Here is a 12,382-nt window from a genome sequence, read left to right on the forward strand (position 1 = left end):
CTTAAACAACCGTTTCTGGTGTCCGCAGTACAATTATAACCATGGAGGCGGACTTTCCTCTCGACACTGATCCTACCGGTACAGCACGGGGCTCCTGCGATTTCTAGCTGAGTGCTCAAGATGGATCCCTCTCATGTGCCCCTGGGTTTGCCGCTCATCTTGGGAGAGGTGCTTTTCGACTGCTTCCCCACCGAGGTTGTGCTGGGTGGGGCGGCTTTGAATGTGGCTTGGAACCTCAAGGGGCTGGGATCCGATCCCCTCTTGCTCAGTCGTGTTGGCCAAGACGAGGCCGCCAGAGAGCTGCTGGGGGCCTTGCGACGGCAGGGGCTGCGCCTGGAGGGTCTGCAGCAGGATTCTGTTCACCCCACCGGCAAGGTTCAAGTAACCCTGGATGAGCAAGGGATCCCCACCTTCGCCATCTTGCCCGACCAAGCCTACGACTACATCCAGTTGGATATCGGGGCTCTGCAAGCTCTCCAGCCCAGCCTGCTCTACCGGGGCAGCTTGGCAGCCCGCCGGGAGGCAGCCCATCGCCACTTTCAAGAGGGGATCCCCGCTTTGGGCTGTCCCGTGTTTCTGGATCTCAACCTGCGGGATCCCTGGTGGCATCCAGACGCCATCCAGGAGATGCTGCGCACCTGCACTTGGCTGAAGCTGAACCAGGCAGAGCTGGAGCAAGTGGCCCAACTGGAAGGGATCCCTCCTGGAGACCTGCTGGAGCAAGGACAGATCCTCCAGGCTCATCTGAACCTGAAAGGTCTATTTCTGACCTTGGGAGCGGCAGGCGCGCTGCTGATCACCCCTACTCAGATCCATCGGGCCGACCCAGTGCCCGCGCCTCAGCTGGTGGATACAGTGGGGGCGGGAGATGCATTTAGCGCCGTAGCCATCCTGGGACTATTGCGGGGATGGCCGGAGGCAGTTCTGGTGCAACGGGCCGTGCAATTTGCAGCGGCCATCTGTGGGATCCCGGGGGGAGCGCCTGCGGATCCGGAGTTTTACCGGCCCTTCTGGCAGGCATGGGAGATCCAGGAGATCCAGAGGCCAAGGGTTCAATGAAACTGGCGCAGGTGAAACTGGGCGTAGCGTCCCCCTTTGCCCAGCAATTCTCGGTGATTTCCCTGCTCCAGCAATTGCCCCTGCTCCAAGACGAAAATGCGGTGGGCAGTGCGTACCGTCGAGAGGCGGTGGGCAATCACAAAAACGGTACAGCGTTGCATCAGCCGTTGCAGTGCTTCCTGCACCAACGCTTCCGACTCGTTGTCCAAAGCAGAGGTAGCCTCGTCCAGGATCAAGATCTTGGGGTTGAGGAGCACGGCGCGGGCAATGGCCAGCCGTTGCCGTTGTCCACCGGAGAGGGTGACCCCGCGTTCTCCCACGCGGGTGGCGTAGCCATCGGGCAAGCTCTCGATAAAGGTGTCGATGTTGGCCACCTGGGCCGCCTGGCGTACCGCTTCCAGGTCAAAATGCTCTTGTCCGTAGGCGATGTTGCCGGCAATGGTTCCCGAAAACAGGGTGATCTCCTGCGGCACAATGCCGATCTGCCGGCGCAGGCTCTTGAGGGTGACGGTGCGGATGTCGATGCCGTCGATGCGGATGCAGCCCTGCTGGGGATCGTAAAAGCGGGGAATCAGGCTCACCAGGGTGGATTTGCCGGCGCCGGAGGATCCCACCAGGGCCACAATCTCGCCGGGAGACACCTGAAAGCTGATCTGTTTGAGCACCGGCTGATCCGGTTTGTAGGCAAAGGAAACTTGGTCGAACTCCACCCAACCCTGAATGGGAGGCATGGGGCGGGCCCCGGGCAGCTCCCGGATTTGGGAGCGGGTGTTTAGCAGCTCGAAAATCCGCTCCACCGAAGCCTCACCCTGTTTCAGCTCGCTGTAGTTGTTGGTGATGTGAACAATAGGGTCGATCAACATGGCAACACCGGCGATAAAGCCGAGAAACTGGCTGCCGGTCAGGTTGCCCTGGCTAATTTGCCAGCCGCCCACCCAAAACACCCCCAACACGCTCATGGCGTACAGAAAACCCACCACCGGGTCTTGAATGGCTTTCACCTGTTCGGTCTGAAACCGGGCCAGGCGGTTGCTTTCGGCAATGGCACTGAAGCGGCGAATTTCGTAGTCCTCAGCCGCAAAGGCGCGAGTGAGGCTGATCCCGGCAAACACCTCTGTCAAGAGAGCGGCCAAATCCGACATCTTCTCTTGGTTGAGGCGGGAGCGAAACAAAAGGCGATCCCCAAACCAACTGATCAAGGCTCCCATCAGGGGGGCGATCAGCAAGGTGGTCAAGGTGAGAATGCCGTTGAGATAGAACAGGTAGGCCACCACCGCCAAGATGGTGAGCACGCTGGGGATGAAGCGATGGAAAAATCGTTGCACCACCTCTCCCACCCGATCCAGATCCCCCGTGAGGCGATAGACCAGATCGCCGGTGCGGCTGCCGGAAAAATAGTCCACATCCAGCGCCTGCAGGTGGGCATAAATCTGTTGGCGCAATTCCAAAACCATTTGCAAGGAGGCCCTCGCCATCAGGGTGTCTTGGCCGTACTGAAAAGCGCCGCGCACCAAGAAAAACACCACCCCAATCAAGGCCAGCATCCGCAATTGCCCCAGATCCCCGGCACCAATGGAGCGGGCCACCCACTCGATCAAGTAGGCGAGGGCGGGCATGGTTAGCACAAAGCCAAGGGTACAGGTTAGCCCCAGCAACAACATCCACAGATGGGGCCGAATGAAGGGAATGAGACGGCGATAGCTACGACCCGGATGCACAAATCACAAACCAGAAGGGCCTCTGACCCAACCAGCTTACAGGATAGTGTTGCGGACTGCTGCCGGGATCCCTGAAACTGGCCGGTAGAGCTGAAAGCCGCTGCGACCCTTTTCTTTGACCTGGTAGAGGGCCAAGTCGGCATGGTGCAAAAGGGTAGATGCCTCCACTCCGTCTTGGGGGTAGAGGGCGACGCCAATGCTGCAGGTCACGGAAAGGGAATGGCCCTCGCAGGAGAAGGGAGTTTGAAAGGCATCGACAATCCGCTGAGCCAGACGCGCTGCCACTGTGGGGCTGCCAATTCGGGGCAGCAGCAGGGTAAACTCATCCCCTCCCCAGCGGGCGACGATATCTCCAGGGCGAACGCACTTGGTTAGCCGTTCGGCTACCCCCTGCAACAGGGCATCGCCGACACCGTGGCCGAAGGTATCGTTAATGTCTTTGAAGTGATCCAAATCCACAAAGAAGAGGGCCAGTGATTCACTGTAGTATTGCTGCAGGGCCTGCTGCAGCCGCTCTCGAAAGCCTTCGCGGTTCACCAAACCTGTCAGGGCATCATGATGAGCGCGAAACTCCATGTAGGCTAAGCTCTGCTTTTGGGCGGTGATGTCTTCGCAGATGCCTTCATAGCCGAGGAGATTTCCGGCTTTATCTTTAACCAAACGGGCTTTTTCTCGGACCCAGATGATCGAGCCATCCCGCCGCCGCAGCCGATACTCAAAACCGCGCACGGATCCCTGTTCCTGCAATAGCCGCACAAATTCTTCCCACTGGCTGGGATCCACATAGAGCTGCCGCTTGCCCGCCTCTTTCGCTTCGCGCATCAATTCTTCGGGGGAGCTGTAGCCGCAGATCTAGGCCAGCATCGGGTTGGCGGAGAGATACCGACCTGCCGCATCGGTGAAAAAAATGCCCTCTACCGCATTCTCGAAAAAATTGCGATAGCGCTCCTCAGCCTGGCGCAGCTCCTCTTCCACTTGCCGGCGCTCCGAGATCTCGAGGGCCAGAGACACCAAATCCGCCAGGGATCCGGCGAAGTTTTGCTCTTCTAAGGTCCAGTGGCGAGGGGAGCCAATGTGCTCGTGGCAGAGAACACCCACCATCCGTCCTTCCAGTCGAATGGGGGCATCCAGCATCGAGACCACTCCCATTGCTGTCAGGTAGGAATTGCCGAACTCGGCGGTGCGGGGATCCGCCACCACTTGGTCGGCAGCAATGGTGCGCTCTTGCTCCAGGGCTTGAAAATAACGGGGATAGTCTTTGGCCCAGATCTCCGCCCCTTGAGTATGGGATCCCTCGGGGTTGTCTGGGGTGATCTCGAATTGATTGATGCAGCGAATGCTGGAGCGCTCCGACGTGTAGAGCCAGACCCCCACCCGTGCCACCCCCAGGGTATGGGCGGCTGTAGTACAAATCTGTTGCAGAGCAGCTTGTAAGTCTCCTTGGCTGAGGGCTTTGTGCCGGGTGAGCTCCATCAGAGCCCGGTTGTGCTCCAACAGTTGCTTTTGGCTGCGCTGTAGCTGCCACTCCACTTGCTTGCGTGCTGTGATGTCCTGACAGGAGCCGACAATTCGGCTGATTGGCTTGTTCTCCTCAACTACTGGAGAAAGGGTAACAATTAGAACATGGGTCGACTCTGGGTCGGGAGCGGCAGAGGCCGTTAGGCTCAGCTCAAAGCTCACTTGCCGGCCATGGCTGAGGCAGTGTTCGGTGTGCAGTTGAATCTGCGCAGCCAGAGAAGGCGGCAGACAACTCTGGAGCTCTTCTCCCTCGATAGGTCGAGAGGAGAGAAAAAACATCCTGCGAAAGGCCGGGTTACCCACCAAAAACCGATAGCGCGGCTGGGGCGAGCCTTGTTCTGGCTCCGGGGGCAGACACTCAAGGACAAACAACCCATCGCTGACGCTCTCGAACATGGTGCGCAGCACAGCCCGTCCCCGAGCCTGTACCGGGCGCCCACGGTACATGACCTGGGGATTCCACAGATCGGCCCGCGTCAGCGCATCATAAACGCTGCCAGCCTGGTCTGGCCCAGCAGTCCCCCTTTCAACCATAGGCTAGGAACACCCAGTAGACGCTCGGGCAACGGGGAGGGCAAGCCGAAAAAAACAGCTATGAATTCACGCTGTCTCTGCCATTCTACGGTCATCCTATGGAATTGTTGGGGGAGTTTGTGTGTCTCTCGATACAAAAGATCCCCGGGCTGGCACGGGCTTTTGGGTGCTCCGGAGGGGATATTCTTTGAAGCAACTCTTGAGGTTAATTAAAAGAATTATTAAAAAGCCTGTCCTGCCGACGTGAAGGGCTATGCGTCGCCGTTTTCAAGGTTAAACCGCTTCTGGCTCCCGAACTTGTTCTACCCGTACATCGACACGCTTGGGAAGGAACCAGGCTCCTATTAGTTAGAACTGCTCTCATTAGGAAGAACCTCAGCTAGCCCTGGAAAAGGGATCCCTGCCAGACCCAGGATGGCTAATTCCGCGGGCGTGGGATCCCCGATTCATCCAAGGCAAGAGAGGAAGACTGATGGATACAACTCCACCACTCAACCGAGTAACAGCATAGCTCTATTGAGATTAACTTTCAATAGCGTGCCGGCAAAGTAGGGATCCTCTTTGATAAAGACTTGCATTAAGCTTGAGGAGTCTGGTAGAGTGCTTACCCAAGTAGCAATTGCTAAAGATTTGCAGTTAAGTCTTCTCAGGAGAACAAGCTGCGGAGTGGCAAGCATGGCATGGCAACAGGTTCAGGCGGGGGTGTGGTGTAGGCAGTTGGGGCAATTGGCGCCTCAGTGGTGGTTGGGCTGGAGTCTGGAGCAGGGCTTTCGGCTCTACCGCAAAGAAGTTTCCTCTGCTCTGCCTTCTCTCTCTGCTTTGAGGATTCGCTACCAAGAGCGAGATGGCTGGCTGGACGTGTTTCTGGGAGAAGCGGAGCAATGTAACCGACGACGGCGCAGCCTTTTGGATCCGGCAGCGCGGGTAGCCTTGCACTACATGCCGGAAGATTTAGCTCAGATTCAGTCCCTAAAGTGTCCTCACGAGCGCATTCCTCCGCAGCTTTGGCAGCGGCTAACCCAGCAGCCGGGTTGAGGACTGTTGAAGGTTAGAGGGCCATTTATTGTTTTTATTGTTTCAGATGGATCCAGTCCGCTGCGGCAACCGATCCTGCCTCTTCTCGCCTTTCCAGTTCTTCTGGAGAGCGGTAGCCTGTTTTTTTCTTCCTCTAGGCAGGCTTAAGCTGGAGAACGAAGAGTAGCGGCTGCAGCCATGACTGTTTCTGAGCACCAACCCAAGCAGCGCTCCCAGCAGCAGGTCGAGGGGCTGACTTCTCGCCGCCTTTTGAAGGGATCCATCATCGGCGCCGGCCAGGTAGGCATGGCCTGTGCCTACTCGATGGTAATCCAGAACACTCTGGATGAGCTGGTCCTTCACGACATCGACCGCAACAAGCTGGAAGGGGAAGTGATGGATCTGGTGCACGGGATCCCCTTTGTGGAGCCGACGCGGATACGGGCAGGGGAACTGGCGGATTGCGCCGGGTCAGATGTAGTGATTTTAACGGCAGGGGCTAAGCAGCGGCCTGGAGAAACCCGTTTGGATTTGGTGCAGCGCAACGTCGAGATCTTCAAAGGCTTGATCCCGGCCTTGATGGCGCATTGCCCTGACACACTCCTTTTGGTGGTGAGCAATCCCGTTGACATCATGACTTACGTTTCCCTGAAGTTGTCGGGGTTGCCGGCAGGGCAGGTAATTGGGTCGGGGACGGTTTTGGACACAGCCCGCTTTCGCTATCTTTTGGCGGAGCGCCTGGGGGTGGATCCCCGTAGCCTGCACGCCTACATCATCGGCGAACATGGAGATAGCGAGGTGGCCGTTTGGAGCAAGGTGAACATCGCCGGCACCCCGATTGGGGAACTCTCGCCGGACTGGGATCCCGCCTATTTGGGGGATATCTTCGAGCAGGTGCGCAACGCTGCCTACGAGATCATCCGTCGCAAAGGGGCCACCAGCTACGCCATCGGGTTAGGGGTGACGCAAATTGTCCAAGCCCTGCTGCGGGATCAACACCGCGTTTTAACCGTGAGCAGCCTCACCCAAGGGGAGTACGATCTGCCAGAGGTCTGTCTCAGCTTGCCCAGAGTGGTCGGGCGGCAGGGGGTGGAACGCACGCTGGCCATGTCCCTCACCGAGAGCGAGCGCAAGCAGCTGCACCGCTCGGCCCAGATCTTGCGGCAAGTCATCGACAGCATCCGGTGGTAGCCTAGATCTCCTGGACTTTTGTCGCTCCCCTCCAAGCTGGGGGATCCCTTGGTCAGTGGGCGAGGGCCGCAGCTGGCGGCAGGAGGTGGTCTATGGAAGCAGAGGTGCAACAGGGGCAGCAATCGCCTGAGGGCCAACTGGAGAAGCGCCCCCCTTCTCCGCCTTGGGCCGGGATCCCCTTACAGAGGGGCCTCGGTCACCGGGTACGGCAGCACGTCAATCCCCTGCAGGCGCAGTATCAGCAGCCCGCCCCCCCACCCCACTGGGAGCGGGTATACCGACGGCTGGGGCAGCCCTTTCATCTGGATATCGGCACAGGGAGCGGACGATTTCTGCTGCGCCTCGCTCAGGAGCAGCCCGACTGGAACTTCCTAGGGGTAGAGATTCGGCAGGCGCTGGTGGAGCGGGCCAATGCCTGGCGGGACGAGCTGGGGCTGGATAACGTCCATTTTCTGTTTGCCAACATCAACATCTCTCTGCGGCATCTGTTTGCGCCGGGGGATCTCAGCCGGGTGACCATCCTATTTCCGGATCCCTGGTTCAAAAAGCGCCATCACAAACGGCGGATCGTCCAGCCCCAACTGGTGGCGGATCTGGCTCTGCTGCTGCGACCGGGCAGCCCCGTCTTCCTGCAATCGGATATCCAAGAGGTGGCCGAAGAAATGGCAGCTCGATTTTTAGAGCATCCGCAGTTTTGGGATCCCCACCAGGGGCCTTTGGACTCCAATCCCCTCGGCATCCCCACGGAGCGGGAGTGGCACTGCCTACAACTGGGCCTGCCCATCTATCGCTATTGGCTGGAGCGACGGTGACAACAGGACAAATCCGTAATGCAGTAATAACAACTCCATTCCGCCAAGACAATACAGAAGATAGGATATAACCCGCTTGAGTTGGATCCGTCGCCGCAATGTCTCACTCTGAAACCACGGCCTCTGCCGACCCCTCCTCTGCTTGGTTTTCTGTTCGCCGTGGGATCCTCAACCTGCTGAGCCTATTGGCCATTGTGATTGTCGGGCTTTCTCTTTCCAGCAGTTGGTTTCAGCCGCCGCCCCAAACGCAGTTGGATTTGTTGCAAACCGATCTCGCCCTGCAGGCTTCCCGCACCCTCGATGATCCCCGCTATCAGGATCTGGCACGGGCACTTTTGGGTCAGGATGTGTTCAAGGTGGCCCAAAATCGCTATCAGCAGACCGCCGATAACTACACCGAACGCCTGAAACGTTTGAAACGGCTGGCCCGTTTAACTCCTGCTGGCGAATCTGAGGCGGCCAGCCCAGAACTGGCCCAATCTCCAGAGGTGGATCCCGCCCTTTTGGCCTCAATGCAAGATTTGCAGACGGAGCTGGATGCACTGTGGCTGCGCCTTGGCTTGCTCTATGCCTACCAAGAAGATCTGGAGGCCGCTCAGCAGCAATGGCAGCAGATCATCGACCTGGAACGTCCCAAAGTGCTCCGCGCCGCTGGCGCGATGGAGGTGGAATCGAGTCAAAAGAGAGCAGCCCAGGTTCTACAGGGACTGTGGGGAACACCGCGGCGCATCTTGCCAGAAGCGGAAGTGCAGATCCGCAATCATCTGGATGGCTGGTTTGAGGCGGTGGCTCTGCAACAGCTTTACCGACTGCAGCAGCGCAGCGATAGCCTGAATGCCCTCAACCAACAGCAGGAAAAATTGGCCTTGGCGGCTCTATTTCGACTGGCGGTGGTGGGCGGGATCCCCGTGCTGGGGGCGCTGCTGGGGTTGATGCTCTTGTTGGGCTGGCTGGGCTGGAGCCTTTGGCGCAAACGTCCGCTCCTGGGCCCTGCTTGGGAAGTGCCTTGGCCGGGGATCGGGGCGCAAGCGGTGTTGACCGGCTGGTTTTTGGGGTTTATCGCCCTCAACGCTTTGGTGCCTCGACTTTACATCATCATCCTCGGCCTGGGGGCACGGCAGCTCAGCCCTTGGCAGCAGGCGGTGGCCCTGTTTCTCACCTACAACTCCGGCGCTGTGCTGGGGGCGGGGTTGTTGTACCGTCTCTTGCACACCTACCCCGGCTGGCAGAGGGTGCTGCAGGTGCGGTTGTGGGACCCTTGGCTGCTGTGGGGCCTGTGTGGCTACTGGGTGGCCTTGCCTTTGGTGGTGCTGGCAGCGGCACTCTCGCAATTGCTGCTACCGCAGGCGGGGGGTGGGAATCCCATTTTGCCCCTGCTGCTGGATAGCCATGGTTGGGGGGCGCGGTTGGTGTTTTTGGCCGTGGTGTCTGTCTGTGCCCCTGTTTTTGAGGAGGTGCTGTTCCGGGGCTTTTGGCTGCCTACTCTAAGCCGCTACCTGCCTATGGGGGCCGCCATTGGGCTTAGCGCCTTCACCTTTGCCCTTGCCCACCTCAACCTTTCCGATCTGCTGCCTTTGACCATGCTGGGGGTGGTGCTGGGGGTGGTGTACAGCCACAGCCGCAACCTGCTGGCTCCCATCCTACTGCACAGCCTCTGGAATACGGGATCCCTGGTGACGCTGCTGGTGCTGGGAGGAGCGCGTTAAGGGGGGCTCTGCCTACTTTTTCCTGCCGAAGAGGCGGCTAAAGAACCCGCCGTTGTCTTCTTTGCGGGGAGGCGGCACCACTTTCTGAGCCTGTGACGTTTGACGGCTGGCCACTCGCGTTGGCGGGACGGAGTCCTTGGGGACGGGAACGGGCTGTTGAGTGGTGACTTGCTGCAGCCAGCGGCGCACCTCGGCCATCAACTCGGCGTTGGCAGGTTCTAGGCGACTGGCTTGCATAAAGTCTGCTTTGGCCATGCCGGTATTCCCCTGCTTCAGGTGGGCAATGCCCCGGTGCAGGTAGTAGCGGGCCACGTTGGGCTCAGCGCTGATGGCAAAGTTCAGATACTGCACCGCATCCCGGTATTGCTTGCGCTCGATCATGTCCAAGGCTTGGATAAAGCGGGTTTCCGCAGGGCTGAGCTTGGGAGCCGGAGGTGGGGTGGGAACAGGCTGAACAGGGGGACGGGTGGGCGGAGCAACAGGAGAGCTGGTGGGGGGTGGCACCGGGATCCCACCCACAGTGGTACGGCTGGGGGAAGGGGTTGGGATCCCGGTCGCGGTAGTGGTTCTAGAGGCAGGGGCTAGGCTCCCCTGGTAGCCGGCCTTGAGCAACAAATAGGCCAGGTTCAGCTCGCTCAATTGCTCGGTTTTCTCGAGCAGGGTTTCCATGGAGCTGTATTGCTCTTTGGCCAGCTTCTCCACCCGTCTGACATACTCTTCCTGCCAATGGGGGTGCTCGGCCAAGCCCTTGACGGCTTCCCCAGAGGGCCAAAGATCCGGGGGGGGCGTCTCCAAAAGGCGTTTAATCCGCATTTTGAGCACAGTTTCGTATTCCCCTCGCTCCCGCTCTTTGGTCAGCACTTCGTTGGCCGGGTTGACCAGCTTGGCAAAGAGGATGTTGGCGCGTTCTGCACCTTCGGGATCCCCCACAAACCGATCCGGGTGGAGGGCCTTGGCCGCCTGCAGGTAGCCGCGCCGGATCCCCTTGGAGTCGGCGGTAAGGGGCACGCCTAAGATGGCGAAATGGTCGGTCTCGTAGCGGGCTAGTCCTCGGTTGAGGCGGGGGACATTAGAGTTGGATCCCATAGTTGCCACTTCTCTAAAATCTGCTGCAAGGTTCCGTTTTCGATCAGGCTGGAAATCGCCCCATCCACAGCTTCCTTGAGGGAAGGATGCTGAGAGGATACCACTCCCACCAGAGGCATGGGGAACAAGGGCGGCCCCACCAGGCGCAGTCGGGATCCAGCTTGGCGCAGGTTCAGGGCGGCAACGGGCTGATCAACCAGCACAGCATCCAACTGGCCAGCCTGTAGCTGAGCAAACAAGCGCTCAGGGTTGCTGGTGGCAAAGAGACGAATGGCGTTGCCCCTCCTCTCGTTGTACGCCTCCAGTAGGGCTGCCCCTGTACTGTTAACTACAATGCCCACTTTGCGGCCAAATAATTGCGACAGTGCTTCAATGGCCGGTTCCTCTGGCCCAGAGGTGGGGAAGGGATCCCGTACCACCAAGCGCTGCGGGCTGAGGTAGTAGGGCCGGGTGGCCAGAAACTGCTCCGGATCCAAGCCCAAAGCTTCCCGCGCTCCCCAGATCAAGTCCACCTCATCCGCTTGCAGAGCCGCCAACTGCTCGCTCCAGGCCACGTAGATGGGATCCACCTGCACCTGAAGGGTTTGGGCAAGCGCCTCCAGGATATCCCACTCGAAGCCGGCGTAGGTTTGTCGCTCCAAGTCGGTGTAGAGATAAGCCGGCCCCAAACTGGGATCCAAGCCAACTCGAATGCGCCCCCGGGCCTGGATCTCGGCCCAACGGGAATCGAGGGGCTGTGCCCGCTCGGTGGGGGCGACTTTCCCTTGTGCCGGCTGAGGGTAACCGGGGCCAGCAGTGGCAACCCCAAGGGCCATCGCTCCCAAGAGGAGAGCCAGGCCGAACTGTGCCGCCCGGCAGCCATGTCGCTGTTTTCCGGGGAGTCCGCTAACCCATCTCCTATCTACCCTGCCCAACATAGGGTTCTTGGAATCTTCTTGATTATTCCTCGATTATTCGTCAGCTACTTCTGTCTTCAATTCAACTCAACTGGGGAGCTTTCCCGGTTCTGATAGGCTGGGCGTGGATCCCGCCGCATGGGAAAGGAGACCGGCAAAGGCTGTACTTGGGCCAATTCTTCTTGCAGAGCAGCGTGTAACCAGCCATTGCTGGCCAACAGTCGGCCACTGTAAACGTCCACCGGGCTGCCATCATAAGCGGTCACCTTGCCGCCTGCCTCTCGCACCAGAACGATCCCTGCGGCAATGTCCCAAGGGGAGAGGCCCCGCTCCCAATAGCCATCCAACTGGCCGGTGGCCACATAGGCCAAATCCAGAGCTGCAGATCCGCCCCGCCGCACTCCTTGGGTGAGATGGGTAAAGTGGCAAAACTCGGCGTAGTTGTTGTCAGGGGTTTCGCGACGATCGTAGGCAAAGCCGGTCACCAGCAGGCTCCGAGACAATTCAGCCGTTGTGGAGACTCGAATGGGTTGGCGGTTGCGGGTAGCCCCCATCCCTTGGACGGCGCGAAACAGATCCCCGCGAAAAACATCACAAACAACCCCCAAAACCGGCTCCCGCCCCTGCAGCAAACCAATGGAGACGGCAGCGAAAGGGTAACCGTGGGCAAAGTTGGTGGTGCCATCCAGGGGATCGATCATCCAAGCGTAGGCGCCCTCCGGAGATCCCTGCTGGCCTGATTCCTCGGTCAAGATGACATCTTCGGGGAAGTGCCGCCTCAAGATTTTTAAGATGAGATCCTCAGAAGCGCGATCCGCCGCCGTCACCAAGTCGCCCGGACGTTTCTC

Annotated in this window: 11 protein-coding genes; 5 read left to right on the forward strand and 6 right to left on the reverse strand. The window is 59.2% G+C overall.

Annotated features, from left to right (window positions below; all coding sequences use genetic code 11):
* The first annotated feature begins 120 nt into the window (after positions 1-120).
* Positions 121-1,059 carry a carbohydrate kinase family protein gene (locus tag NW815_RS12410; protein WP_414388760.1) on the forward strand — a complete coding sequence of 313 codons (939 nt, stop codon included), beginning with the start codon at positions 121-123 and terminating at the stop codon, positions 1,057-1,059.
* On the opposite strand, the gene NW815_RS12415 is transcribed toward NW815_RS12410, so the two are convergent.
* Genes NW815_RS12415 through NW815_RS12425 form a run of 3 tightly spaced genes read right to left on the reverse strand, consistent with a single transcriptional unit; the run spans position 1,053 to position 4,829 of the window.
* Positions 1,053-2,777: an ABC transporter ATP-binding protein gene (locus NW815_RS12415; RefSeq protein WP_414388761.1), complete on the reverse strand. Its 1,725-nt coding sequence runs from the start codon at positions 2,775-2,777 to the stop codon at positions 1,053-1,055. The genes NW815_RS12410 and NW815_RS12415 overlap by 7 nt on opposite strands.
* 36 nt (positions 2,778-2,813) lie before the next feature.
* Positions 2,814-3,599, reverse strand: a complete 786-nt coding sequence (locus tag NW815_RS12420; RefSeq protein ID WP_414388762.1) for a diguanylate cyclase domain-containing protein — start codon at positions 3,597-3,599, stop codon at positions 2,814-2,816.
* 30 nt (positions 3,600-3,629) lie between these two features.
* A complete protein-coding gene (locus NW815_RS12425) occupies positions 3,630-4,829 on the reverse strand; it encodes a GAF domain-containing protein (protein WP_414388764.1) in 1,200 nt (399 codons plus the stop codon).
* Positions 4,830-5,504: 675 nt separating this feature from the next.
* On the opposite strand from NW815_RS12425, the gene NW815_RS12430 reads away from it, so the two are divergent.
* From NW815_RS12430 to NW815_RS12445, 4 genes are all read left to right on the forward strand, one after another.
* Positions 5,505-5,864: a hypothetical protein gene (locus NW815_RS12430; protein WP_011433745.1), complete on the forward strand. Its 360-nt coding sequence runs from the start codon at positions 5,505-5,507 to the stop codon at positions 5,862-5,864.
* A gap of 249 nt (positions 5,865-6,113) precedes the next feature.
* The gene (locus NW815_RS12435; protein WP_011433746.1) at positions 6,114-7,034 is read left to right on the forward strand and encodes an L-lactate dehydrogenase; all 921 of its coding nucleotides are present in this window, start codon (positions 6,114-6,116) and stop codon (positions 7,032-7,034) included.
* Between the two features lie 92 nt (positions 7,035-7,126).
* The gene (trmB, locus tag NW815_RS12440) at positions 7,127-7,846 is read left to right on the forward strand and encodes a tRNA (guanosine(46)-N7)-methyltransferase TrmB (protein WP_414330924.1); all 720 of its coding nucleotides are present in this window, start codon (positions 7,127-7,129) and stop codon (positions 7,844-7,846) included.
* A gap of 98 nt (positions 7,847-7,944) precedes the next feature.
* The gene (locus NW815_RS12445; protein WP_414388765.1) at positions 7,945-9,552 is read left to right on the forward strand and encodes a lysostaphin resistance A-like protein; all 1,608 of its coding nucleotides are present in this window, start codon (positions 7,945-7,947) and stop codon (positions 9,550-9,552) included.
* A gap of 12 nt (positions 9,553-9,564) precedes the next feature.
* Here NW815_RS12445 and NW815_RS12450 read toward each other — a convergent pair whose 3' ends face one another.
* From NW815_RS12450 to NW815_RS12460, 3 genes are all read right to left on the reverse strand, one after another.
* Positions 9,565-10,638: a DnaJ domain-containing protein gene (locus tag NW815_RS12450; RefSeq protein WP_414416075.1), complete on the reverse strand. Its 1,074-nt coding sequence runs from the start codon at positions 10,636-10,638 to the stop codon at positions 9,565-9,567.
* Positions 10,596-11,453 carry an ABC transporter substrate-binding protein gene (locus tag NW815_RS12455; RefSeq protein WP_011433750.1) on the reverse strand — a complete coding sequence of 286 codons (858 nt, stop codon included), beginning with the start codon at positions 11,451-11,453 and terminating at the stop codon, positions 10,596-10,598. The genes NW815_RS12450 and NW815_RS12455 overlap by 43 nt, the downstream gene beginning before the upstream one ends.
* 158 nt (positions 11,454-11,611) lie before the next feature.
* Positions 11,612-12,382, reverse strand: a 771-nt coding sequence (locus tag NW815_RS12460) for an inositol monophosphatase family protein (RefSeq protein WP_414416076.1), incomplete at its 5' end; no start/stop codon positions are given.

Origin of the sequence: Synechococcus sp. R6-7 (assembly GCF_047461695.1) — a bacterium.
Taxonomy (GTDB): domain Bacteria; phylum Cyanobacteriota; class Cyanobacteriia; order Thermostichales; family Thermostichaceae; genus Thermostichus.

Bases quoted from the DNA above. Each gene is read 5' to 3' on its own strand.
- trmB (WP_414330924.1), top strand. From the start codon at position 7,127: ATGGAAGCAGAGGTGCAACAGGGGCAGCAATCGCCTGAGGGCCAACTG.
- NW815_RS12410 (WP_414388760.1), top strand. From the start codon at position 121: ATGGATCCCTCTCATGTGCCCCTGGGTTTGCCGCTCATCTTGGGAGAG.
- NW815_RS12425 (WP_414388764.1), bottom strand. From the start codon at position 4,829: ATGGTTGAAAGGGGGACTGCTGGGCCAGACCAGGCTGGCAGCGTTTAT.
- NW815_RS12420 (WP_414388762.1), bottom strand. From the start codon at position 3,599: ATGCGCGAAGCGAAAGAGGCGGGCAAGCGGCAGCTCTATGTGGATCCC.
- NW815_RS12430 (WP_011433745.1), top strand. From the start codon at position 5,505: ATGGCATGGCAACAGGTTCAGGCGGGGGTGTGGTGTAGGCAGTTGGGG.
- NW815_RS12445 (WP_414388765.1), top strand. From the start codon at position 7,945: ATGTCTCACTCTGAAACCACGGCCTCTGCCGACCCCTCCTCTGCTTGG.
- NW815_RS12450 (WP_414416075.1), bottom strand. From the start codon at position 10,638: ATGGGATCCAACTCTAATGTCCCCCGCCTCAACCGAGGACTAGCCCGC.
- NW815_RS12455 (WP_011433750.1), bottom strand. From the start codon at position 11,453: ATGGCCCTTGGGGTTGCCACTGCTGGCCCCGGTTACCCTCAGCCGGCA.